26 protein-coding genes, 2 tRNA genes and 1 rRNA gene are annotated in these 23466 nt (G+C 55.1%); 24 read left to right on the forward strand and 5 right to left on the reverse strand.

From position 1 onward, the window contains the following. The first annotated feature begins 1 nt into the window (after window position 1). Window positions 2-117, forward strand: a 5S ribosomal RNA gene (rrf, locus tag SERS4_RS0104970). 94 nt (window positions 118-211) lie between these two features. Further along, window positions 212-288: transfer RNA gene (locus SERS4_RS0104975), tRNA-Asp, on the forward strand. A 186-nt stretch (window positions 289-474) separates the two neighbouring features. Here SERS4_RS0104975 and SERS4_RS0104980 read toward each other — a convergent pair. Then, window positions 475-864, reverse strand: coding sequence for a hypothetical protein (locus SERS4_RS0104980; protein ID WP_017891682.1), 390 nt, complete (start codon window positions 862-864; stop codon window positions 475-477). Window positions 865-1149: 285 nt separating this feature from the next. On the opposite strand from SERS4_RS0104980, the gene SERS4_RS0104985 reads away from it, so the two are divergent. The 17 genes from SERS4_RS0104985 (at window position 1150) to dkgB (ending at window position 15633) form a co-directional block, all read left to right on the forward strand. Then, window positions 1150-1866 carry a beta-ketoacyl synthase chain length factor gene (locus tag SERS4_RS0104985; RefSeq protein ID WP_026142211.1) on the forward strand — a complete coding sequence of 239 codons (717 nt, stop codon included), beginning with the start codon at window positions 1150-1152 and terminating at the stop codon, window positions 1864-1866. Beyond that, window positions 1866-2684, forward strand: a complete 819-nt coding sequence (locus tag SERS4_RS0104990) for a 1-acyl-sn-glycerol-3-phosphate acyltransferase (RefSeq protein ID WP_012005334.1) — start codon at window positions 1866-1868, stop codon at window positions 2682-2684. The genes SERS4_RS0104985 and SERS4_RS0104990 overlap by 1 nt, the downstream gene beginning before the upstream one ends. Before the next feature lie 4 nt (window positions 2685-2688). Beyond that, window positions 2689-2949 carry a phosphopantetheine-binding protein gene (locus SERS4_RS0104995; protein WP_017891685.1) on the forward strand — a complete coding sequence of 87 codons (261 nt, stop codon included), beginning with the start codon at window positions 2689-2691 and terminating at the stop codon, window positions 2947-2949. A 9-nt stretch (window positions 2950-2958) separates the two neighbouring features. After that, window positions 2959-3210, forward strand: a complete 252-nt coding sequence (locus SERS4_RS0105000; protein WP_017891686.1) for an acyl carrier protein — start codon at window positions 2959-2961, stop codon at window positions 3208-3210. Between the two features lie 42 nt (window positions 3211-3252). Continuing rightward, entirely contained in the window at window positions 3253-3810 is a 558-nt protein-coding gene (locus tag SERS4_RS0105005; protein ID WP_017891687.1) for a hypothetical protein, read from the forward strand. Beyond that, window positions 3777-5150 carry an AMP-binding protein gene (locus tag SERS4_RS0105010; protein WP_037410202.1) on the forward strand — a complete coding sequence of 458 codons (1374 nt, stop codon included), beginning with the start codon at window positions 3777-3779 and terminating at the stop codon, window positions 5148-5150. Before SERS4_RS0105005 ends, SERS4_RS0105010 begins: the two co-directional genes overlap by 34 nt. After that, window positions 5147-5491, forward strand: a complete 345-nt coding sequence (locus SERS4_RS0105015; protein WP_017891689.1) for a 3-hydroxyacyl-ACP dehydratase FabZ family protein — start codon at window positions 5147-5149, stop codon at window positions 5489-5491. The genes SERS4_RS0105010 and SERS4_RS0105015 overlap by 4 nt, the downstream gene beginning before the upstream one ends. Beyond that, window positions 5482-7200, forward strand: a complete 1719-nt coding sequence (locus SERS4_RS0105020; protein ID WP_026142213.1) for a glycosyltransferase — start codon at window positions 5482-5484, stop codon at window positions 7198-7200. Before SERS4_RS0105015 ends, SERS4_RS0105020 begins: the two co-directional genes overlap by 10 nt. After that, complete coding sequence (locus tag SERS4_RS0105025) at window positions 7197-7625, forward strand: thioesterase family protein (protein ID WP_017891691.1); 429 nt, start codon at window positions 7197-7199, stop codon at window positions 7623-7625. Before SERS4_RS0105020 ends, SERS4_RS0105025 begins: the two co-directional genes overlap by 4 nt. Next, window positions 7622-8227, forward strand: a complete 606-nt coding sequence (locus SERS4_RS0105030) for an outer membrane lipoprotein carrier protein LolA (protein WP_017891692.1) — start codon at window positions 7622-7624, stop codon at window positions 8225-8227. Before SERS4_RS0105025 ends, SERS4_RS0105030 begins: the two co-directional genes overlap by 4 nt. Continuing rightward, window positions 8217-10523: an MMPL family transporter gene (locus SERS4_RS0105035; protein WP_017891693.1), complete on the forward strand. Its 2307-nt coding sequence runs from the start codon at window positions 8217-8219 to the stop codon at window positions 10521-10523. The genes SERS4_RS0105030 and SERS4_RS0105035 overlap by 11 nt, the downstream gene beginning before the upstream one ends. After that, the gene (locus SERS4_RS0105040; protein ID WP_017891694.1) at window positions 10523-11095 is read left to right on the forward strand and encodes a DUF3261 domain-containing protein; all 573 of its coding nucleotides are present in this window, start codon (window positions 10523-10525) and stop codon (window positions 11093-11095) included. Before SERS4_RS0105035 ends, SERS4_RS0105040 begins: the two co-directional genes overlap by 1 nt. Then, complete coding sequence (locus SERS4_RS0105045; protein ID WP_017891695.1) at window positions 11095-12264, forward strand: beta-ketoacyl-[acyl-carrier-protein] synthase family protein; 1170 nt, start codon at window positions 11095-11097, stop codon at window positions 12262-12264. The genes SERS4_RS0105040 and SERS4_RS0105045 overlap by 1 nt, the downstream gene beginning before the upstream one ends. Continuing rightward, the gene (locus SERS4_RS0105050) at window positions 12261-12734 is read left to right on the forward strand and encodes a hotdog family protein (RefSeq protein WP_012005346.1); all 474 of its coding nucleotides are present in this window, start codon (window positions 12261-12263) and stop codon (window positions 12732-12734) included. The genes SERS4_RS0105045 and SERS4_RS0105050 overlap by 4 nt, the downstream gene beginning before the upstream one ends. Continuing rightward, on the forward strand, window positions 12731-13462 hold the full coding sequence (locus tag SERS4_RS0105055) for a 3-ketoacyl-ACP reductase FabG2 (RefSeq protein ID WP_017891696.1): 732 nt from the start codon (window positions 12731-12733) through the stop codon (window positions 13460-13462). Before SERS4_RS0105050 ends, SERS4_RS0105055 begins: the two co-directional genes overlap by 4 nt. Continuing rightward, window positions 13459-14688, forward strand: coding sequence for a beta-ketoacyl-ACP synthase (locus SERS4_RS0105060; RefSeq protein WP_017891697.1), 1230 nt, complete (start codon window positions 13459-13461; stop codon window positions 14686-14688). Before SERS4_RS0105055 ends, SERS4_RS0105060 begins: the two co-directional genes overlap by 4 nt. Window positions 14689-14829: 141 nt before the next feature. After that, window positions 14830-15633, forward strand: coding sequence for a 2,5-didehydrogluconate reductase DkgB (gene dkgB / locus SERS4_RS0105065; RefSeq protein ID WP_017891698.1), 804 nt, complete (start codon window positions 14830-14832; stop codon window positions 15631-15633). Window positions 15634-15676: 43 nt separating this feature from the next. Here the strand turns inward: dkgB and yafC are convergent, their stop codons facing one another. Further along, on the reverse strand, window positions 15677-16564 hold the full coding sequence (yafC, locus tag SERS4_RS0105070) for a DNA-binding transcriptional regulator YafC (protein ID WP_017891699.1): 888 nt from the start codon (window positions 16562-16564) through the stop codon (window positions 15677-15679). A 105-nt stretch (window positions 16565-16669) separates the two neighbouring features. Between yafC and SERS4_RS0105075 the strand changes: the two genes are divergently transcribed. Together SERS4_RS0105075 and SERS4_RS0105080 are read left to right on the forward strand one after the other, a co-directional pair. Next, the gene (locus SERS4_RS0105075; RefSeq protein ID WP_026142214.1) at window positions 16670-17845 is read left to right on the forward strand and encodes an MFS transporter; all 1176 of its coding nucleotides are present in this window, start codon (window positions 16670-16672) and stop codon (window positions 17843-17845) included. 242 nt (window positions 17846-18087) lie between these two features. After that, on the forward strand, window positions 18088-18882 hold the full coding sequence (locus tag SERS4_RS0105080; RefSeq protein WP_026142215.1) for an endonuclease/exonuclease/phosphatase family protein: 795 nt from the start codon (window positions 18088-18090) through the stop codon (window positions 18880-18882). A 63-nt stretch (window positions 18883-18945) separates the two neighbouring features. Here SERS4_RS0105080 and mltD read toward each other — a convergent pair whose 3' ends face one another. Next, on the reverse strand, window positions 18946-20334 hold the full coding sequence (gene mltD / locus SERS4_RS0105085) for a murein transglycosylase D (protein WP_172491173.1): 1389 nt from the start codon (window positions 20332-20334) through the stop codon (window positions 18946-18948). A gap of 71 nt (window positions 20335-20405) precedes the next feature. Then, on the reverse strand, window positions 20406-21161 hold the full coding sequence (gene gloB, locus SERS4_RS0105090; RefSeq protein WP_017891705.1) for a hydroxyacylglutathione hydrolase: 756 nt from the start codon (window positions 21159-21161) through the stop codon (window positions 20406-20408). A 44-nt stretch (window positions 21162-21205) separates the two neighbouring features. On the opposite strand from gloB, the gene SERS4_RS0105095 reads away from it, so the two are divergent. After that, window positions 21206-21925, forward strand: a complete 720-nt coding sequence (locus SERS4_RS0105095; RefSeq protein ID WP_012005355.1) for a class I SAM-dependent methyltransferase — start codon at window positions 21206-21208, stop codon at window positions 21923-21925. Here SERS4_RS0105095 and rnhA read toward each other — a convergent pair. Further along, the gene (gene rnhA, locus SERS4_RS0105100; protein ID WP_017891706.1) at window positions 21922-22389 is read right to left on the reverse strand and encodes a ribonuclease HI; all 468 of its coding nucleotides are present in this window, start codon (window positions 22387-22389) and stop codon (window positions 21922-21924) included. The genes SERS4_RS0105095 and rnhA overlap by 4 nt on opposite strands. A 72-nt stretch (window positions 22390-22461) precedes the next feature. On the opposite strand from rnhA, the gene dnaQ reads away from it, so the two are divergent. Both dnaQ and SERS4_RS0105110 read left to right on the forward strand, forming a co-directional pair. Continuing rightward, the gene (gene dnaQ, locus SERS4_RS0105105) at window positions 22462-23202 is read left to right on the forward strand and encodes a DNA polymerase III subunit epsilon (protein ID WP_012005357.1); all 741 of its coding nucleotides are present in this window, start codon (window positions 22462-22464) and stop codon (window positions 23200-23202) included. A 146-nt stretch (window positions 23203-23348) separates the two neighbouring features. Beyond that, a tRNA-Asp gene (locus SERS4_RS0105110) sits at window positions 23349-23425 on the forward strand. Window positions 23426-23466 lie beyond the last annotated feature (41 nt).

Raw genomic sequence — 23466 nt, forward strand, 5'->3', positions numbered from 1 at the left:
GCCTGGCGGCAATAGCGCGGTGGTCCCACCTGACCCCATGCCGAACTCAGAAGTGAAACGCCGTAGCGCCGATGGTAGTGTGGGGTCTCCCCATGCGAGAGTAGGACACTGCCAGGCATCAATTAAACGTTATCGGTTTGACACCCGGTAATGAGCAGGATCGCCAAGCGCGATTTTGCCACATCGAAAGATGTAACGTGAAAGAACCGGTGGAGCGGTAGTTCAGTTGGTTAGAATACCTGCCTGTCACGCAGGGGGTCGCGGGTTCGAGCCCCGTCCGTTCCGCCACTAATTTGATAAGCCCTGAGTCTCTGACTCAGGGCTTTTTCATATGTAAAATTCAACAAAATTAAATATTGCAGCGTGTTTTATGCGGTGAAAATCAGTTCTGATAAATAATTATCTGAATTGAATGCCAATATAAAGAATAATATACCCGGCAGTAGGAACCCTGCCGGGTAATAAGTTTGGTGATTACTTAATATTCTGGCGGGCAAGTTCCAACTGAATATCCTTATTCAGGTTGGCCACCCAGCGATTATAGTTTGGATGAATCTTTCCGTCTTTGGCATCCATATTACCGCTAGTAATATAGTTAATCTGATAACTATTTGTATTGTAAGTGATACGTATATCTGCGCTGTGGCCACGTAGCAAAATCTTGCCATCGATCACGCCATCTGCGGTAGGGTTCATAATCCAGCCGCGGTTCAAGCCGGCGGAGAGGATCGCCTGGCGTACCTGTGCATTACTGTGGCTACCTGCAATGTTTTGGCTGACGTTTTTAACCGGAGCCGTGCCAGCGCAACCGGTAACCAGCATAGCGGCGAATACGCCAGTTAAAATGAGCTTAAATGGTTTCATACTCTTGTCCATGAGTGTTGGTAAATAAGAAAGGTATTAATCATGCAGAGGAAGTGATGCATGACGCTCCTTGATTAAGATACTCTCATCGGAAAAATTCGACAAATATTGCTGTTTTTTATCGTGATAACACCCTTTTTTCTCAAGTCTCATCAGGTTATGTCGATAAGTAAGCCTAATCGTTTAATCGGATATTCCGTGAAAAAATAGGAATTTTGGGAATGCATTCTGGGGTTAGATATAATAAATTTACCCACGGAATTTTTCTGACCGGTAATCCCCTTAATGGCGGGCGACATGAATATACTCAGTTGGTGGGCAATGGCTCCCGATCGTGGAACGCGTGATGCATGGCGCCAATGGGCTACGGATAATGCATTTACCGCTGAATACTCGGGGGGATTACCCGGTTGTTCTCATATCCCCATGATGTCGCTGCGTCGAATGAGTATCGGAACGCGCCTGGCGGTAGAAAGCGGGTTGATCTTATTGAATGATTACCCGGCGGATATGGCAATTTTTACCAGTCGTCATGGCGAGTTGGAGCGGACGCACAAAATTCTCCAGCACTTGCATCAGCAGCAACCCTTATCGCCAACGGATTTTGCCATGTCGGTACACAACACGGCGGCGGGATGGTTGACTATTATGGCGAAGAATATTTTGCCGACCACTTCACTGGCCGCTGGCGAAGACAGCTTTCAGCAGGGGATGATTGAAGCCCAGGCCGTATTGGCCACGGGCAGTGCGGAACGGGTGTTATTAATCGATTTCGACGGGATCGTACCGGAGGTTTACCGGCCTTTCGCGCCGGAAAATTCGGTTCCCTATGCTGTCGCCCTGCTGCTCGAAAGCGGTGGCACGCTGCAATGTCAGGCAACAACGGCCGAACAGGTGAACCACCAGGAGCCGCAAGGCCTGTCGTTTTTAAGGGGGTGGCTGGGCGCTGATGATGAATTCACGGTGCCGGGCCAGCGGCACGACTGGTTGTGGAAACGCTGATGGCGACAACGATCTCTGCCCAAACGGCTCCCGAACGATCCTCATGGCTTAATCGTTGTTGGAGAGTGGTGGCAACGGGCTTTTGCTTTTCGCTATTTGGTTTGGGTGGCCTGCTACTGTCTGGCGTCTGGTTTAATCTGATGCGCCTGGTGGTGCGAGATCCCGCACGCCGCAGCCGGTTAACGCAGAACTCAATCCGTCACAGTTTCCGTTTCTTCCTGGCAACGACACGTTTTTTCGGCGTGTTGGATTATCATTTCGACAATGTAGAACGCTTTAGTGAGGATCGCGGTTGCCTGGTGATCGCCAACCATCCCAGCCTGTTGGATTATGTGCTCCTGGCATCACAAATGCCGCGCTGTGACTGCATCGTCAAAGAGGCCTTGCTGGAAAATGTATTTGTCAGCGGGGTGATCAAAGCGGCGGGATATTTGGCGAATGCGCAGTCGGATATTCTTTTGGAACAATGTCGCCAACGTCTGGCCAGCGGAGGGACCATCCTGATCTTCCCGGAAGGTACCCGTACCACGCCGGGTAAGGCGCTTACCTTGCAACGGGGGGCGGCCAATATTGCGCTGCGGGGGCAATGTGATATCCGGGTAGTGCATATCCACTGCCATCCCCCCATGCTGACGAAGCAGGGCAAATGGTATAAGATCCCGGCGATAAAACCGCAGTTCCATATCACCGTTCAGGATAAGATCGACGCCCGCGCATTCATTCATGCAAATGACGTTTCTCCCGCCCTTGCGGCAAGAAGATTAACCCAGCATTTAACTGACGCCTTACAGTCAGAACCTATAAATAATGAGATATAGCGGAATGAATTTATTGAGCACCGAAATCAAGCAATTGATCATTGATACGCTCAATCTTGAAGGTATGACACCGGAGGAGATTGACGCCGAGGCACCGCTGTTTGGTGATGGACTGGGTCTGGATTCCATTGATGCATTGGAATTGGGCCTGGCATTAAAGAACCGTTATGGCGTGGTGCTGTCGGCTGAAAGCCAGGATATGCGCCAACATTTTTATTCCGTGGAAACGCTGGCAAAGTTTGTTTCTGCACAGCGTAGCAAATAAGGGGTTTTCATGGATAAGCAAGAAATTTACCTGCAGATTCAGGCGTTGCTGGTCAAACTGTTTGAACTTGATACTGATGATATCAAGCCCGAGTCCCGCCTGTACGAAGAACTGGAGCTGGACAGCATTGATGCGGTGGATCTGGTGGTGCATCTGCAAAAAACAACCGGCAAGAAGATCAAGCCGGAAATGTTCAAGTCGGTGCGCACCGTGCAAGACGTAGTTGATGCCATTGATGAGTTGCTCAAGTCAGACGGTTAAGGCCACTGCGTTAAGGTGAAAACGTCCCCTTGGATAAACCCGATGTTGCGACTGTTGCAGGCTGTAACCTGGCTGGTGCTGCTGCTTTACCCGCTGGCGGTCTGGTTTGGTTTGGCGCGTTGGGGTACCACCGTTCTGGCGCCGCTGCTGGTGGCAGTCTTTACCTTACGGCTGATACTGCTGCGCGGTAAACTTCGTCAGCAAATATGGTTGGGCAAGGCCCTGGCTATGGTCGGCATCTTGTTGGCGCTTGCCAGTTGGGCGCTGAAGCAAAGTCATTGGCTGTTGTATTACCCGGTCTTGGTTAACGCATTACTGCTGTTGCTGTTTGCATATTCGCTGTTTGCGCCACCCACCGTGGTGGAGCGATTGGCGCGTATAACCGAGCCACAGCTGGATACCGCTGGCGTGGCTTATACTCGCAAGGTGACTCAGGTCTGGTGCGGGTTCTTTATTGTTAACGGTGCGATAGCGCTGGCAACCTGTCTGTCCGGGGATATCACACTCTGGACGCTGTATAACGGCGGCATCAGCTACCTGCTGATGGGGGCATTAATGGGTATTGAATGGATAGTCAGGAAAAGGCTCAGGCGCGTCTGAGTTTGCCGATGAGCCAATGGCTCAGCGTGGAGCGTAATGATGGAGTGATTGTTGCCTGGCGTGGCGCTCAGGCATTTTGTCTCGGTCAATTTCGCCGGGATGTCTCCGCATTGGTTGCACAGCTGGCAGGCAGGGAAGAGCAGCGTTGGGCGCTGTGTTTTGATGATAGCTATCGTTTCGCCATTGCGTTGTTGGCCTCTTTGTATGCCAACAGGGTACCGGTAATTTTTGGTCATCAGCGCGAAGCTATCCTCAAAGAGCAGCGGGCAGATTTCGACGCACTGCTAACTGATTTACCCCTCAATCTTGGTGTACCGGTTTTGCCGGTACCAGAAGGGGGCAGTACGGAGATAGCACTGCCCGCCTGGCCCCAGGATCCTCGTTTTATCCTTTATACTTCCGGCTCGACCGGCCAACCACAGGCCGTGACCAAGTCCGTTGCCTGCATGGATCGTGAAAGCGAACTGTTGGCCGCAAGCTGGAAAGATGTCTTTCAGGGTTGCAGCGTGATCGCGTCGGTCTCTCATCAGCATATGTATGGCCTGAGCTTCCGCTTGTTCCTGCCACTGGCTTTTGGCCTGCCGTTCGATGCGCAGTTAACGCAGTATCACGAACAGTTGATTGCCCGTCACCAGGGGCGACGTTTGGTGTTTGTCAGCAGCCCAGCCTGGCTTAAGCGTTTGGATAACCACCTGGCACTGGCAGAGTGCGTTGAGGTATTTTCCGCCGGCGGCCCGCTCTCTTACGCGGAAGCTAACTTGTCGCAGCAGGCATTGGGTGTATTGCCGCTGGAAATTTACGGCACAACGGAAACCGGCTCGCTGGCATGGCGCAAGCAAGTTCGAGAAGCCTCCCTGTGGCGGCTGTTTGCCGGAGTGACACTAACGGCAAATCCAGATCACAGCATGAATGTTGCGTCGCCACTGATACCCGATACCGGTGAACTTACTCTAAGCGATATTATTCAGCTTGCGCCAGATGGTCGGCAATTTCAGTTAAACGGCCGGGCCGACCGCATTATCAAGCTGGAAGAAAAGCGTCTGTCGCTGACCGAAGTCGAGCGCCGGCTGGTTTCCCTGCCGGAGGTCGCCGATGCTGCCGTGCTAACGCAGCAGCAAACAGGGCGCACAGTATTAGTAGCAGCGATAGTGTTGTCACCCTATGGCAAAAGCCAACGACAAAAATTGTCAGAAGGGGTGTTAACCCGCGAACTGCATCAGGCGTTGCGGGGCTGGCTGGAGCCGGTGGCCCTGCCGCGCCGTTGGCGTATTATCGATGCTATCCCTCTGAATCCGCAGGGCAAGCGCGCTTATGCTGAACTACAGGAGCTGTTTTTATGATGCAACCTGAGGTGCTGCAACAGCAGGTGAGCGACGCTACCCATGCCAGTCTGCTACTGCGTTTGCCTGCCGAACTGTTTTGGTTTCGTGGCCATTTTCCTGAGCATCCGATCCTGCCGGGAGTCACACAGCTGAACTGGGTGATGCAGTATGCTCGTCAATTGCTGGCTATCGAGGCCGGGTTCAAAGGGATCGACGTGGTGAAATTTCAACAGCCCTTGCTGCCGGAGCAAAGCGTGTTATTGCAGCTTGAATGGCAGCCGGCACGGCATAAACTGTTGTTCAGCTACCGCGTGGGTGAGGCGACCGCCAGCAGCGGCAAGATCTCATTATGTCAGTGAAGCCTCCCTTTACTCCCTGCATTGTTATCCCCTGTTTCAATCACGGACAGATGATGGCCGCAGTGCTGACCAGGTTAGCCGATTATGGCCTGCCATGCCTGATAGTGGACGATGGCAGCGATGCCAGCACTGCCGAAGAGCTACAGCGCCTGGCTGCTGACCGGCCATGGGTCAGGTTGATGCGGTTGGATAAAAACCAGGGGAAAGGCGCGGCGGTGATCGCCGGCCTGCAACTGGCGCAGCGACAGGGCTACAGCCACGCTTTACAGGTGGATGCCGACGGTCAGCATCAACTGAGCGATATTCCGGCAATGATTGACGAAGCCCGCGCTCATCCGGACTGTCTGATTTCCGGCCGCCCCATTTACGACAGCTCAGTGCCAAAAGCACGCCTGTATGGCCGCTATGTCACCCATGTCTGGGTGTGGATAGAAACCCTGTCGCTGTCGCTGAAAGACAGCATGTGCGGTTTCCGCGTTTACCCGGTGGCTGCGACGCTGGCATTAACAACACGCCATCCGCTCGGCAAACGGATGGATTTCGATACCGAAGTGATGGTCAGACTGTACTGGCAGGGCGTGCCCAGCCGTTTTATGCCGACGCGCGTGACCTATCCGGCTGACGGCGTTTCTCATTTTGATGCACTACGCGATAACCTGCGCATCTCCTGGATGCATACCCGTTTGTTCCTCGGTATGTTGCCGCGTATTCCTCGTCTGCTGCGCCAACGTCGACGTGCTGCCAGTTCACAACACTGGTCGGCAACCCCAGAACGCCATGGCCTGTGGGGTATCCGGCTGATGTTAAAAGTCTACCGACTGTTTGGCCGCCGGGTATTTCAATTATTGTTGTATCCGGTGATCGGTTATTTCTGGCTGACTGGGCGCAGCCAGCGTGAGGCATCACGCGGCTACCTGCAACGCCTGCGGCAATTCGCCGAGCAACAGCAACAGCCACTGCCTGCACCGCTCAACAGCTTCAGTCACTTTATGAGATTTGGTGATGCTATGCTCGACAAGCTGGCGAGCTGGCGAGGGGAGCTCAATGACATACGGCTGGTGGATCGCACGCGCTGTGAGAAGCAGATAGCGTCCGGCAAAGGCACGCTGATTCTGGCTTCACACCTGGGGGATATCGAGTCTTGCCGCGCACTGGGCGAGCTGGATTCTGGCGTAAGGGTGAATGCCCTGGTGTTTACCGAGCACGCCGAACGCTTCAATCAGGTGATGAAAGAGGTGAATCCGCGTGCCAATCTGAATCTGATCCAGGTGACGTCGTTGGGGCCAGAAACGGCCATGCGCCTGCAAGATAAATTGGATGCCGGTGAATGGGTGGCGATCGTCGGCGATCGTACCTCGGCGGGCAAGCATCAGCGGGGTGAGCAACCGCGCGTGGTGTGGAGCCGCTTCCTTGGCCAACCGGCACCCTTTCCTCAGGGGCCATTTGTCCTGGCTGCCGCGCTGCGCTGCCCGGTATTTCTGATGTTCGGCCTCAAGCAACAGGGGCGTCTTAACGTTTATTTCGAACCCTTCGCCGATCCGCTGTTATTACCCCGTCAGCAGCGCCAACAGGCGTTGCAAGATGCGGTGGACAGTTATGCCGCGCGGCTGGAGCACTATTGCCTGCTGGCACCGCTCGACTGGTTTAATTTTTTCGATTTCTGGCAGTTGGCGGCACAGCCGCCAGTGCAACAGGGGCCTGAGACATGAAGCTAAAAGACGACCCGCGATTTTCCGTCAGCATTGAAATCGCAATCCCTTTCCATGATACCGATGCCATGGGCGTGGTCTGGCACGGCAACTACTTCCGTTATTTCGAAGTCGCGCGTGAAGCGCTACTCAAACAGTTTAATTACGGTTATCGGCAGATGCAGGCTTCGGGCTATGTTTGGCCGATCGTGGATACGCGAGTGAAATACATCGCGCCAGTGCTGTTTGAACAACGGATCATCGTCTGTGCCGAGCTGGAAGAGTATGAAAACCGCCTGCGCATTGGCTACCGCATTCTGGATGCAGAGAGCGGCAAAACCACCACCCGCGGTCATACCATTCAGGTAGCGGTAGACGCTGACAGCAAAGAAATGTGTTTTGCCTCACCGCAGGTGCTGCTGGACAACATTGAGGGGGCGCAATGAAGTACGGGTTATTGTTTCTTATCACCTTTTTCAGCCTGAGCGTCCAGGCGGTCACGCTGCCGGAGCTGCAACAGCGCTTTAGCCAACAGCCGGTGCTGCGCGCCGAGTTCGAACAGCAGCGCAGCATCAGCGGTATGGCGAAACCCTTAAAATCCAGCGGTGAGCTGCTGATTTCACAACAAAAAGGGTTATGGTGGGCACAGCAGAAACCCTTCCCACTGACCTTGCTGCTGGATGATAAGCGTATGGTGCAAACTCTGGCCGGTCAGCCGCCGCAGGTGGTGACGGCAGAAAACAATCCGCAGATGTTCCAGTTCAACCACTTGCTGACCGCATTATTCCACGCCGACAGCCAAGCACTGGAACAAAACTTTGCTTTGCAGTTCAGCGACTTGGGTAATAACCAATGGCGGCTGGTGCTGACACCAAAAACCACGCCACTCGACAAGCTGTTCAGGCGCATCACCCTCAACGGCGGGGATTTCCTGGAAACCATTGATATCGATGACATGCAAAGTGACGCGACCCATATCCGCTTCTTTAACCAGCGTACGGCACCGCAGACGCTGACCGCCGAGGAGCAACAGCGTTTTGCGTCCTGAACTGCACCGGCGGCTGGCGTTCGGTTGGCTGGCGATTTGCCTGTTGCTGTTGGCGGCACTGTGCTGGCTGTTGCCGCGCAGCCAGATCAACAGCAGCGTATTGGCGTTATTACCGAAGCAGCAACTGGTGGGCGTGCCGGATGAACTGGCCGAAGGTTTCAGCCGTCGGCTCGATCGGCAACTGATGTGGTTGGTCAGCCCGCCGCCGGGTACGGACAACACTGCGGTGAGCTGGTGGTGGCAGCAATTGCGCCAGATGCCTGAGCTACAGCAGGTGGGCGGGCCTATGGATGCGCAACGTCAGCAGCAGTGGGGGCGTTTTTTCTACCAGCACCGCAATGTGCTGCTGGATGACACCACCCGGCAGCGTTTGCAGCAGGGCGCGGACGTGCAAAGTCAGTGGATCCTCGGGCAACTCTATTCTGCCTTCGCCGGGGTCAGCGGCAAGGAACTGGCTAACGATCCGCTAATGCTGGTGCGAGCCTCGCAGTTGGCTCAGCAGCAAAACGGTGGTCTGCTGAGCTTGTCCAATGGTTGGCTGGTGGCGCGTGATGCACAGGGCCGCAGTTGGTATCTGCTGCACGCCGAGTTGAGCGCATCTTCTTATGACATCAGCAGTGCCCGGCGCACGGTGGACAAACTGAGCGCGATGCAACAGCAACTGCAGCAGCGCTGGCCGGGGGCAGAGGTACTCAACCGCGGTACGCTGTTTTACAGCAACTACGCCAGCCAACAGGCCGAGCGAGATATTTCGACTATTGGCCTGGCGTCGGTAGTTGGCGTGTTCTTATTGGTGTTGTTGATGTTCCGTTCGCCATTGCCTCTGCTGTTGTGCGGGTTATCCGTGGGGATGGGAGCCCTGGCGGGTACTGTCGCCACGCTATTGGCTTTTGGCGAAATACATTTGATGACGCTGGTGTTGAGCATCAGCATTGTCGGCATTTCGGCCGATTACACGCTCTATTTCCTGACCGAACGTATGGTACACGGTGACCAGTCAACGCCACTGGCCAGCTTGCAGAAGCTGTTGCCAGCGTTGTTGATGGCATTGCTGACCACCGTGGTTGCCTATCTGGCACTATTGATTGCTCCCTTCCCGGGCCTGCAACAGCTGGCGGTGTTTGCCGCTGCCGGGCTAAGCGCCGCTTGCATCACCGTAATTTGTTGGTACCCACGTTTGTCGCGTCGGCTGCCGGTGCGTCCGGCACCGGGGCTACGGCTGATCCTGGGCTGGCTGCATGCCTGGCGCCATCGGCGTTTGCTGCGCTACGGGTTGCCCACCGCGGTGTTGTTACTGGTGGTGGCTGGTTTCAGCCAGTTGAAGGTGGATGACGATATTGGCCAATTGCAGGCGTTGCCTGCGGGGCTGCAGCAGCAAGAGCAGCGCATCGCTGCGCTGACCGGGCAGCATAACGATCAGAAATGGTTGGTGGTGTACGGCGAAAATACCGAGCAGTTGTTGCAGCGTATCGAGCTATTGCAGCCCAGGCTGGCACAGGCAAAACGGCAGGGCGTGCTGGCGGATTATCGCCTGTTACCTCTGCCTTCGCTTCAGCGCCAACAGCAGAACATCGCCCTGTTACAACGGGTGGCACCACAGGTGATGACGCAATTACAACAGGCGGATCTGGCCCTGAAAGCCCCTGACTTAACCCCGGACTGGGTGCTGCCGGAGCAGTGGCTGGGCAGCGTGGTCAGTGAGGGTTGGCGGCTACTGTGGTTGTCTCTGCCCGATGGGCGCAGTGCGGCGCTGGTCCCGGTCAACGGCGTGCAGAACAGCGCGGCGATGCAGGCCCTGGCCGAACAGGTACCGGGCACCGGTTGGATCGACCGTAAAACCGAATTCAGCGAACTCTTTGGCCACTACCGGCTGTATCTTTCGTATCTGCTGATGCTGTCGGTGGCGGCGATCGCACTGATTTATCTGTGGCGTTTTGGCCTGCGACACGGTCTGCGCTGCATGGTGCCGACGCTGCTGTCACTGGGCAGCGGCATTGCGGTATTGGCGCTGAGCGGCCATACGCTGAACCTGTTCTCGCTGTTGGCACTGGTGCTGGTATTGGGGATCGGCATTAACTATACGCTGTTCTTTACTAATCCCCGGGGCACGCCGACCACCTCGATGTTTGCCATCTTTATGGCGGTACTCACCACCCAACTGACCTTTGGCATGTTGGTGCTGAGTCATACTCAGGCCATCAGCAGTTTTGGCATCGTATTGAGCAGCGGTATCGCCGTGGCCTTTCTGTTGGCACCACTGACATTAGCAACCAGAAGAAAAAGAGGAAAAGCCTGATGCGCGGCTTACGAATCTCGCTGTTAATACTGGCCACCCTGCTGGTCGGCTGTGCCGGTTCGCAGAAGGCAACCCTGCCGCAGGCGTGGCTGAAACCCGGTACGCGGGTGACATTACCGGCTCCGACGCTGGCGCAACCCTTCAGCCAGCAGCAACTGTTGACCGCCGAAGTGAAAGGGCAGCAGCATTCGATGTTGGTGTTGCTCAACGCCGACGGCCAGCGCCTGCAACTGGTGGGCATGTCGCCGCTCGGTATCCGGTTATTCAACCTGACCTACGATCGTCAGGGGATCCACACCGAACAGCTGATCAAAGTGGGCGAATTGCCACCCGCCAGCCAGGTGTTGGCCGACATCATGCTGAGTTACTGGCCGCTGGCTGACTGGCAGCCTTTGTTGCCCGCCGGGTGGCGACTTGAGGATCAGCCGCAGATGCGCCGGCTGTATGACGATCGCGGGACGATCATCAGCGAAATCCGTTACCAGCAGGCCGACGGCCGGCGCGAACCGCAGTCGATTGCCCAATCCGCCTTCCACTATCGCATCGCTATTCAGAATCTGGGGAGCGAATAATGGTTTACTTCTCTGCCGTAGGGATGGTGAATGCGTTGGGCAACAGCCTGTCGCAGATTGCGGAAAATCTGGCGCTTGGCGTGTCGCCCGGCATGCAGCAGCAGACGCAGTGGCTGCTGGGCGGGGAAACTTCCTGGTTCGGTAACGTACAGGGCGAACTGCCCACTATTCCTGAACCTCTCAAACGCCATAACTCGCGCAATAACCGCCTGCTGTTGGCGGCGCTGGCGCAGATCGACACGCCAGTGCGCGCAGCCATCGCCCGCTACGGTGCGGATCGCGTCGCGGTGATTATGGGCACCAGCACCTCCGGTATCCATGAAGGCGAGCTGGCGCTGCAACAGTATCAGGCAGGGCAGTGGCCGCAGGGCTATGACTATCGGCAGCAGGAGCTGGGCGATCCGGGTTTGTTTCTTAGCGCTTTTCTCGCGACCCGTGGTCCGGCCTATACCCTGTCTACGGCCTGTTCTTCCAGCGCACGGGCCATCATCAGCGGTAAGCGGCTGATCGACGCCGGGCTGGTGGATGCGGCGATTGTTGGCGGTGCCGACAGCCTGTGCCAAATGCCCATTAACGGTTTCAACAGCCTGGAATCACTGTCCGCGCAACGTTGCACGCCATTTGCGGCCGAGCGCAGTGGCATTAATATCGGCGAGGCAGCGGCGTTGATGCTGTTAACGCGGGAGCCGGCAGCGGTAGCGCTGTTGGGGGTTGGCGAATCATCTGATGCCTGGCATATGTCAGCACCGCATCCCGCCGGTGAGGGCGCCGAGCGGGCCATCAACATGGCGCTGCGGCAGGCCGGTCTCAATGCCGGACAAATTGGTTATATTAATCTGCACGGTACGGCTACGCGGCTGAACGATCAGGTTGAAGCGCAGGTGGTAAATCGGCTGTTTGGCCCCCAGACGCCGTGCAGTTCTACCAAACATCTCACTGGCCACACGCTGGGCGCGGCCGGTGCGGTGGAGGCGGCGTTGAGCTGGCTATTGTTGACTCAGCCATTGCCGCTGCCGCAGCAAGATTTCAGCCGCGGGCCGCGCGATGCCGAACTGGCAACGATCGGTCTGGTTTGCCAGCCACAATTGCTGGGGCAGCGTGCGATTTTGTCCAATTCGTTTGCCTTTGGCGGTAACAATGCTTGTCTGCTGCTGGGGGACGCCCGATGATTCATTATCACGCCGCCGAATACTATCTGCCCCATGCCTCTCCAATGGTGCTGCTGGAGCAGGTGCTTGAAGTGGGGGAAGAACATGCCCGATGCGCCGTCATGGTGAATAGCGACGGCGTGCTGGCACCGTTTCTTGACGCGCAAGGCGCACTGCCGGGTTGGTATGGTATTGAGCTGATGGCGCAGGCAATCGGGGTCTGGAGCGGCTGGCATGCTTGTCAGAGCGCTCAGTCGCCACAGTTGGGCATGCTGCTGGGCGGGCGGGCGATTCACTGCGAGTTACCGGCTTTTCCTGCCGGCAGTAAACTGTTGGTTAGCGTGCAGCAACTGTTAAAAGATGAAAAGCTGGCCAGTTTTGAGTGTGAAATCAGTATCGATAATGTGCGCATCGCACAGGGCAGGCTGAACACTTACCAGCCTGATCAACAAGAAATCATTCAATTGACGACCTTAAGGGGAGACGCATGATGCGTTCCGTTTTAGTCACCGGCGCCAGTAAAGGGATCGGTCAGGCTATTGCCTGCCGCCTGGCTGCCGATGGCTTTTTGATAGCCGTTCACTACCACAGCGATAAGACCGGGGCCGAACACACACTGCAGCAGATTATCAGCGCCGGTGGGCAAGGGCGGCTGATTCAGTTTGATATCAGCCATCGCAGCCAGTGCCGTGAGGTGCTGGAGCAGGATATTGAAACCCACGGCGCCTATTATGGCGTGGTGAACAATGCCGGTATTACCCGCGATGGCGCTTTCCCTGCGCTGAGTGAAGATGACTGGGATGGCGTGATCCATACCAATCTCGACAGCTTCTACAACGTACTGCACCCCTGCGTGATGCCGATGATTGGCCTGCGCAAGGGGGGGCGGATCGTCGCGCTGTCGTCGGTTTCCGGCGTGATGGGTAACCGTGGGCAGGTCAACTACAGTGCGGCCAAAGCAGGGGTGATTGGTGCCTGCAAGGCACTGGCGATTGAGCTGGCGAAACGCAAAATCACCGTTAACTGCATTGCGCCTGGGCTGATTGACACCGGCATGATCGACATGGAGCCGGCGGCGCTGGATGAAGCGATGCGCGTTATTCCGCTCAAACGCATGGGCTCGGCGGAAGAGGTGGCCGGGCTGGCCAGCTATCTGATGTCGGATATCGCCGGCTATGTGACGCGGCAGGTCATTTCCATTAATGGAGGAATGGTATGACACAACGAGTGGTAGTTACCGGCATGGCAGGCGTGACCGCGTTTGGCAATAGCTGGGCAGACGTATCCAGCCGCCTGCAGCAGGGCAAGAATGCGGTGCGTTATATGACGCAGTGGGAAGAGTATCAGGGGCTGAATACCCACCTTGGCGCGCCGGTCGAGAATTTCGTGTTGCCGGAGCACTATACCCGCAAGCGCATTCGTTCGATGGGGCGGGTTTCACTGTTGGCCACCCGCGCCACCGAACTGGCACTTGAGCAGGCTGGGTTACTGGGGGAGGCGGTACTGACCAATGGTGAGACCGGTATCGCCTACGGTTCATCGACCGGTAGTACCAAGCCGGTCAGCGAGTTCGCCACCATGTTAACCGAGAAGCACACCGGCAATATTACCGGCACCACCTATGTGCAAATGATGCCTCATACCGCGGCGGTGAACACGGGCCTGTTCTTCGGTCTGCGCGGTAGGGTGATCCCGACCTCCAGCGCCTGCACCTCGGGCAGTCAGGCAATTGGCTACGCTTACGAGAGCATTCGCCACGGCTATCAGACAGTGATGGTGGCGGGCGGTGCCGAAGAGCTGTGCCCTTCAGAGGCGGCGGTATTCGACACGCTGTTTGCCACCAGTCAGCAGAACGATCATCCGGAGCTTTCGCCACGTCCGTTTGACTGTCAACGTGACGGACTGGTGATTGGCGAAGGCGCCGGGACGCTGATCCTGGAGTCGTTGGAGCACGCGTTGGCGCGTGGTGCCACCATTTATGGCGAGATTATCGGCTTCGCCACCAACTGCGATGCGGCTCATATTACCCAGCCGCAGCAGGAAACCATGCAAATCTGCATGCAGCAGGCGCTGAAGGCCACCGGACTGGCGAGCAGCGATATTGGTTATATTAGTGCCCACGGCACGGCGACCGATCGTGGTGATATCGCAGAAAGTCAGGCAACGGCAGCGATCTTCGGCAATAGCACGCCGATTTCATCATTAAAAAGTTATTTTGGTCATACGCTGGGGGCCTGCGGCGCACTGGAGGCCTGGATGGCGCTGGAAATGATGCGTGAAGGCCGCTTTGCGCCGACCATTAACCTCAGTGAGCCGGACAGCGCCTGTGGCGATCTGGACTACATCATGGGCGGCTATCGTCAGATTGAGACCGAGTTTGTGCAATCAAACAACTTCGCGTTTGGTGGCATCAATACCTCACTGATCCTGCGCCGCTGGTCGTAATTTTGCGTTGCCGGGGTGCTCACCCCGGCAATTATTGCCGTTTAATCAAAAGTCTTATGCACAATAGGGCGTTTTTGATCAACAAAACAGTTGCCATAATCCTCCCATATCGCTTCAACATCCTAATGAGAGAATAAAATTATGAGCATCCCTGCATTTGGTTTAGGTACCTTCCGTCTTCAGGATCAGGTCGTCATCGACTCGGTCAGCACGGCGCTGGAGCTGGGGTATCGCGCCATTGATACTGCACAAATCTACGAAAATGAAGCTGCGGTGGGCCAGGCGATTGCTGCCAGCGGTGTGCCACGTGACGAGCTGTTTATCACCACCAAAATCTGGATCGCCAATCTGGCGAAGGGCAAGCTGATCCCAAGCCTGCGGGAGAGCCTGAGCAAACTGCAAACCAGCTATGTTGACCTGACTCTGATCCACTGGCCTTCGCCGAATGACGAAGTCTCGGTGGCCGAGTTTATGACTGAGCTGGCGGAAGCCAAAAAACTGGGCCTGACCCGCCAGATTGGGGTCTCCAACTTCACTCTGGATCTGATGCAACAGGCGATTGATGCCGTGGGTAGCGATCAGATCGCCACTAACCAAATCGAGCTGTCGCCATATCTGCAGAACCGCAAAGTGGTGGAATTTGCCCAGCAGCATGGCATCGCCATCACTTCCTATATGACGCTGGCCTATGGGCAGGCACTGCAGGATGAGACCATCAAGGCCATCGCGGCACGCCGCCATGCTACTCCGGCGCAGGTTATCCTGGCCTGGGCGCTGCAATTGGGTTACGCGGTGATCCCATCATCAACCAAGCGTGAAAACCTGGCGAGCAACCTGTTGGCGCAACAGCTAACGTTGACCGCCGAGGAAATGGCGGAAATCGCCAAATTGGAAAACAATGGCCGTTTGGTCAGCCCGGAAGGTCTGGCACCTAACTGGGATTGATTTTCGATGGCATACGCATTGAGGCGCCCAAACGGGCGCTTTTTTATTGCGCCAATCGCTCACTGATAAAATCGATAAAGCTGCGCAGGCGATTGCTAACTGCACTGTCGCTGTAATACACCGCGTTAACGGGCATTGCTACCGGCAGGGTTTCTTCAACCAAAATCGGCACCAGATCGCCGCGCTCGATATCGGCATCAATCATAAAATTCGACAGGCAAGCAATACCGTTGCCGTGCAGACACAGATGACGCTGGGTTTCCCCACTGTTGGTGGTCAGGCCAGGTGTAATTTCCAACTGGCGGCCATCAGCACAGGCCAGTGGCCAGCGGTTGAGGCTGGGCAAATCGTTAAAACCAATGCAGCTATGCTGCTCTAATTCTTCTACCTTTTGCGGCGTACCGTACTGTGCCAAATAGGCGGGGGAGGCCAGCACACGCCGGTAGCTGGTCATCAGCTTGCGCGCCTTGAGGCTGGAGTCGGTCAGCTCACCGACGCGAATGGCGATATCCACCTTGCGCTCAATCAGATTGATAAAGTTCTCCGACGACACCAGCGACAACGACATTTCCGGATACAGTGTCCGAAACTCCGCCACCAGCGGGGTCAATACGTGCAGCACCACCGGAGTGGCGGCATCGACGCGTAGTAGTCCCTGCGGACGCTGACGGCTTTCCATCAGCGCATTCTCTGCCGCAGCCATATCACTCAGTACCTTCTGTACCTGACGGAAATAGTTTTCCCCTTCCTGCGTCAGACTGATCTGGCGCGTAGTGCGGTTGAGTAACGTTACGCCCAACTTGGCCTCCAGCTTCTTGACCGTGCGGCTGACCACCGAATTGGCCTGATCAAGTTGTTCTGCTGCCCGGCTGAAGCTGCCGCTTTCCACCACGGTGACGAAGGTAATTAACTCATCAGAGTTCGCTTTCACTGTTGCTCCATTGGCAAAATTAATTTGATATTTTGAGCATTTTTATCATTTAAGCACGGGTCGATAATAGCCGCCATCAACCTGAATGCTATTTGGAGTAAAAAGATGCCTCTCGCATTACTTGCATTGACCATTAGTGCCTTTGCTATCGGCACCACGGAGTTTGTGATTGTCGGACTTATCCCGACTATCGCAGAACAGTTGGGGGTGACCGTACCGTCAGCCGGGCTGCTGGTAACCATTTATGCTATCGGCGTGGCTATTGGTGCACCGGTGCTGACAGCCTTAACCGGTCGCGTGCCGCGCAAGTTGTTGCTGATCAGCCTGATGGTGCTGTTCACTCTCGGTAACTTATTGGCCTGGCAGTCGCCTGGCTATGGGACGCTGGTGGTGGCCCGCTTGTTGACCGGCCTGGCCCACGGGGTCTTCTTCTCAATCGGTTCGACTATTGCTACCGGCCTGGTCGCGAAAGAGAAGGCCGCTTCGGCGATCGCCATCATGTTTGGTGGCCTGACCGTGGCGCTGGTGACAGGGGTGCCATTGGGGACCTTTATCGGTCAGCACTTTGGCTGGCGTGAAACCTTCCTGGCAGTATCACTGATTGGTGTAATAGCCACCGTAGCCAGCGCTATTTTGGTGCCAAACAACATTAAAAATCAGGCCAGCGCCAGCATTAAGGAACAGTTTAAAGTGCTGACCCATCTTCGCCTGTTGCTGATTTACGCCATTACTGCACTGGGTTACGGCGGCGTGTTCACGACTTTCACCTTCCTGGCTCCGATGATGCAGGAGTTGGCGGGCTTTTCTGCTCCGGCAGTCAGCTGGATCCTGCTGGCCTACGGCATTGCGGTGGCGATAGGTAACATCTGGGGTGGCAAACTGGCGGATCGTCACGGGGCGGTACGCGCACTCAGCTTTATTTTTGCCGCGCTGGCCGTTCTGCTGCTGGTGTTCCAATTCACCGCCAGCCACAGCATTGCCGCGTTGCTGACGGTGATCGTCATGGGAGTGTTTGCCTTTGGTAATGTTCCGGGGCTGCAGGTGTATGTGGTACAGAAAGCCGAACAGTACACGCCGAACGCGGTGGATGTGGCCTCCGGCCTGAACATTGCGGCTTTTAACGTAGGTATTGCCCTTGGTTCGGTGATTGGTGGGCAAACGGTAGCCACTTTGGGGTTGGCACAAACTCCGTGGATTGGTGCTTTGATCGTGCTGGTGGCTCTATTATTGGTTAGCCTAAGTGGACGGTTGGATAAGAAATATCGGCCGCAATTAGCCTAAACCTCCTCACGCTCTCTTCTCTGGCCCGTATTTTGCGGGCCTTTTCGCATTTATGATACGGCGCCGCCAACCTTTACACACATATACTGTCAGAAGATTGAAATCCCTGTACCACGCCCCTATAACTGAAAGGGTATAACCCCTAAAAGCCATGCCGTCAGCCGAGGGCAGGCGTATAATCAATTCATTGTTGGCGGGAATGTCACTGCCAGTTTTATCCTAATGGGAAATAGGCGAATAGCGTGCCGAAACGAACTTATGCAATGAGGTATGTTGCAGGTCAGCCAGTTGAGCGAATTTTCCCTGGCGCCATCAACCAACCGCTGCCGCCTGGGGCTGCATTGCCCACGTCCGGTGCATTACGGGTGATGGTGTGGAACATCTTTAAACAGCAGCGGGCAGATTGGCTTTCGGTGCTGAAAAGTTATGGCAAGGATGCGCAACTGGTGCTGTTGCAGGAGGCGCAAACCACGCCTGAGCTGGTGAGCTTTGCCACGTCAAACTATCTGGCTGCCGATCAGGTGCCGGCATTCGTGTTGCCTCAGCATCCTTCCGGCGTAATGACGCTGGCGGCGGCGCATCCGGTCTATTGTTGCCCACTGCGTGAACGTGAGCCATTGCTGCGGCTGGCCAAGTCGGCGCTGATTACCGTCTACCCGTTGTTTAACGGCCAGCTATTGATGGTAGTGAATATCCATGCGGTGAATTTCAGCCTGGGCGTGGATGTCTACAGTAAGCAACTGGGACCGATTGGTGAGCAGATTGCCAATCACCAGGGGCCGGTGATCATGGCCGGGGATTTTAATGCCTGGAGTCGTAAGCGAATTAATGCGCTATACCAGTTTGCCAGTGATATGGCGCTGCGTGAGGTGAACTTTACCGACGATCACCGCCGCAAGGCGTTTGGCCGCCCGCTGGACTTCGTGTTTTATCGCAACATGGGGGTGGCAGAGGCTTCGGTGCTGGTGACCAGCGCATCGGATCATAATCCGCTGCTGGTGGAGTTTCACCCTGAAGCCGACAAGCCGCATTGGTAATATTCGCACCATATTCAGACAATAAAAAAGCACCCCGAAGGGTGCTTTTTTTGTGCCGAAAATTTAGGTATCCGGCGACGTTTTATCGCTGACAAACAGGGTCAATTTCAGACCCGGCTGCAGGTTGCTGTTGGCTTTGGCAAGCGTTGAGTTCCAACGCATCACGTCGTTAATATCGACGCCGTGACGACGTGCAATACTGGCGAGCGAATCACCTTTACGAACCTGATAGGTGATGCTGCTGTTACTGCCGGTATTGCTGGCCACTTGCAGGGTTTGCCCAACTTTTAGCGTGCTCTTGGCGCGCAAATTGTTCCAACTCTGCAAATCGCTGGACTTGATATTCAACCGCTTGGCAATGCCCGATACCGTGTCGCCGGAGCGCACTTTATACGAACTGCCACCAGACAGGCCGCTGTTCTTCGCCAACTGAGTGGTTGGCTGAGTCACTGCGATCTGGCCATCGGCCAACGAGTCTTTCAGCTGATCGGCATGACCTTTGGGAACCATAATATAATGGGGCCCGTTGGGTGCCGTAACGCCTTTTTTGTAGCCTGGGTTATAAGCCTTCATCTTGGTCAGTGAAAGCCCAGCCATCTCAGCCGCCTGAGTTAACTGTATTTGCTGACCAACATCAATACGCGCCAGTGCACGGGTGTTATCAGTCTTAGGCAGATTGATACCGTACTTCTTGCTGTTTTTAATGATGTCGCTCAGCGCCAGCATTTTCGGGACATAAATTGACGTTTCACGCGGAAGCGACAATGCCCAGAAATTGGTTGGCTTACCCTGGCGTTTATTCGCCTTAACCGCCTGCATGACACGGCCTTCACCACTGTTATAAGCGGCAATGGTCAGTAACCAGTCACCGTTAAACATGCGGTTCAAATACTGCATCATATCAAGCGCAGCAGTCGTCGAGGCCACGACATCGCGTCGCCCGTCATACCACTGGTTGTTTTTCAAACCATAATTCCGACCCGTTTGCGGCACGATTTGCCATAGCCCTGCGGCGTTGGCACTTGACGTGGCGTGGGGGTCAAAAGCGCTCTCCACTATGGGTAGCAGTACCAGTTCCATCGGCATATTGCGTTTCTTAATCTGCCCGACTATCCAGTACATGTACGGCTCTGCCCGTAATGTTACATCGTGGAGATAGCTCTTACTTTTTAGGTACTTTCTTTTTTGATCACGGATCCGGGAATTTTCCGGAACCTCCATCTTCAGCTCGTCGCTAATGAAGTTCCACAGGTTCTGTTGCGCGGCACCACTATTGTTATCTAGCCACCGCGCCGAGCTCGCTCGACCATTCGCTGTGTACTCTCCTGCTTCACCTTCTTGACCTGCCGAAGACAAACTCTGTGCATGCTGTTCTGGGGCCGGTGCGTCCTGCCTGGACGACTGGCACCCCACTAGCAAGACTGAGGCGAGAAATATCGCTTTAGCCTTCATGTGTGTGTCAATGTAGTTGCTTAAAAGACGAGCAATCATACTTTGCTTCGCCAAACAACACAACTAAAAGCTCAGAAGTTGTCTTTACGCAGGCGTAATTCGGAAAAAACCGAATGAAGATGCTCTGGTGGCGTATGAAAGCCTAATTCTCTTTGTAAATCAGTATCATGGCAGCGTAAAAATAGGTTAATTTTACGCTCTAATTGTAGCGTCGTGGGTACGCTGGATTGGCCTTTTGCCCGTAACGCCTCAACTTGTTGCTGATATGTTTCAATGTGTCGATCTTTCGGCAAAATAGCTCGCGCAAACTTAAGATTTGAAAGCGTATATTCATGCGCGCAACAAATTAAGGTGTTATCGGGAAGTTGCGCGAGCTGTTGAAATGAGTTGAACATTTGCTCTGCGGTTCCTTCAAAAAGCCTTCCGCAGCCGGCAGAGAAAATAGTGTCTCCGCAGAACAGATAAGGTGCGCTATAGAATGCCACATGGCCCAAGGTATGTCCGGGAACCGCGATTGTGGCGAATTCCTGGCCGTTAATTTCGATGGTTTCGCCATCATGAACGATGTGGTTGGCTCCCTTGTCGGCAGTTTCCTGCGGCCCATAGACTTTTAGCCCGGAATAACGCGCCACAATTTGCGCTACGCCGCCAACGTGATCGTGATGATGATGGGTAAGCACAATGGCGTCAGGCGTCAGATTCAGGCGATCCAGCGTTTCCAATACCGGCTGCGCTTCACCGGGATCGACAATAATGCAATGCCCCTGCTGGTTATCCAATAACCAAATGTAATTGTCCTGGAAGGCGGGAATGCTGATAAGATTCATGTTGGACCTCTCGTTGGCAACGGCTTGAAAGAAGATAATAAATCATGAAACCAGCCCATACTCTACAAAAGCTCACCGGCCCACAGTCCTGGGCAGAGTTGCCGTGGGGAGAATACTATCGTGAGGCGCTCGAGCGGCAGTTGCAACCCTGGTGGTCGAAGCTGTTTGGTTTCCACCTGTTAAAGCTCGGTAATCTCAGTGCCAGTCTGGCGACCGACAAATGCGCCATTTCTCATCAGGTAAATGTAGCCCTGGAAGGGCAGAACCTGCAGGTGATCGCGGATGCCTATCAGCTCCCCTTTGCTGCCAAATCGGTGGATGCCTGCCTGTTGGCGCATACGCTGTCCTATGCTGACGACCCGCACCGCATGCTGCGAGAGGTGGATCGCGTGTTGATCGACGACGGCTGGCTGGTGATCAGCAGCTTCAATCCGTTCAGTTTATTGGGGCTGGGTAAGCTGGTGCCAGGGTTACGTCACCGTCAACCTTATGCTAGTCGGATGTTCACCCAGATGCGTCTGCTGGACTGGCTGAGCCTGCTTAATTATGAAGTACTGCATCAGTCGCGTTTTCACGTGTTGCCGTGGCAGCGTAAAGGCGGGAAGTTTTTATGCACCCATTTGCCGGCATTGGGCTGCATGAGCGTGATTGTGGCGCGTAAACGCACCTTGCCGCTGACGCCAACGCCGATGAAATTCGGTGCGAGAAAACCTGCTCTCAGCCGCGCCGTCGGCGCGACCAAGAGTTATCGCAAACTGCCTTAACTTTCCGGTTTGTAACCGACATCATCCTGGGTTGGATTGCCGGCCGCATCACGCGCCAGCACGTCGCAGCGTTCGTTTTCCGGATGGCCGGCGTGGCCCTTGACCCATTCCCATTTAACCGTATGGCGTTGAATGGCCAAATCCAACCGCTGCCATAAATCGACATTCTTGACCGGTTTTTTGTCGGCCGTTTTCCAGCCGCGCTTTTTCCAGTTGTGGATCCAGGTGGTAATGCCCTGGCGTACATACTGGCTGTCGGTGCTCAGGGTCACTTCGCAGGGCGTAGTCAGAGCTTCCAGCGCGACAATCGCCGCCATCATCTCCATGCGGTTGTTGGTGGTCAGGCGGAAGCCCGCGCTGAAGGTTTTTTCCGTCTGCTTATAGCGCAGTATTGCACCATAACCACCGGGGCCCGGGTTGCCAAGGCAGGAGCCGTCGGTGAAAATTTCTACCTGTTTGAGCATCTCTGGTAGACTCTTCCTATCAGTTTTATAAAAGCCAAGTCTGACATAAACAAGCGCTGCGAGCACTGCAATATGATCTCTACAACCACCAGACAGATTGTCCTCGATACCGAAACCACCGGTATGAACAAACTCGGGGTGCATTACGAAGGCCACCGCATCATTGAAATTGGCGCGCTGGAAGTGATTAACCGCCGCCCAACCGGTCGTCACTACCATGTTTACATCAAGCCGGATCGGCTGGTGGATCCTGAGGCCTATGGGGTTCACGGCATCAGCGATGAGTTCCTGGCGGATAAACCGACCTTTGCCCAAATTGCCGATGAGTTTATCGACTTTATCCGCGGCGGCGAGTTAGTCATCCATAACGCGGCGTTCGACATCGGCTTTATGGATCACGAATTCCGCATGTTGCAGCAGGGCATCCCGAAGACCGATACCTTCTGTACCATCACCGACAGCCTGTTAATGGCGCGCCGCCTGTTCCCCGGCAAGCGTAACAACCTCGATGCGTTATGCAGCCGTTACGAGATAGACAACAGCAAGCGTACGCTGCACGGCGCCTTGCTCGATGCCGAGATCCTGGCGGAAGTCTATCTGGCGATGACCGGTGGTCAAACCTCGATGGCCTTCCAGATGGAAGGCGATACGCAAAATAGCAATTCAACGCAGGACATTCAGCGCATTGTGCGCCCGGCGACGACGATGAAAGTCGTCTATGCCAGCGATGAAGAAGTGGTGGCCCACGAAGCGCGTCTGGATTTAGTGGCGAAAAAGGGCGGCAGTTGCCTGTGGCGTACCGAAGTGGAATAACGGCGTTTTAATCCGGGCCGATAATCTTTCGGCCCGGTTAGCTGAAAAACTGTGCAAACGGTTCATTTGGTAAGAAAAAGGCATTGACGCCATAGTGGCTCAACCGTAATATGCGCCTCGTTCCTCTCGAAAGAGAAGAACGGCGCGGAGCGGTAGTTCAGTTGGTTAGAATACCTGCCTGTCACGCAGGGGGTCGCGGGTTCGAGCCCCGTCCGTTCCGCCAACATTAAGAAGCCCTGAGTTAGCAATAACTCAGGGCTTCGT

This window comes from Serratia sp. S4, assembly GCF_000347995.1.
GTDB lineage: Bacteria > Pseudomonadota > Gammaproteobacteria > Enterobacterales > Enterobacteriaceae > Serratia > Serratia quinivorans.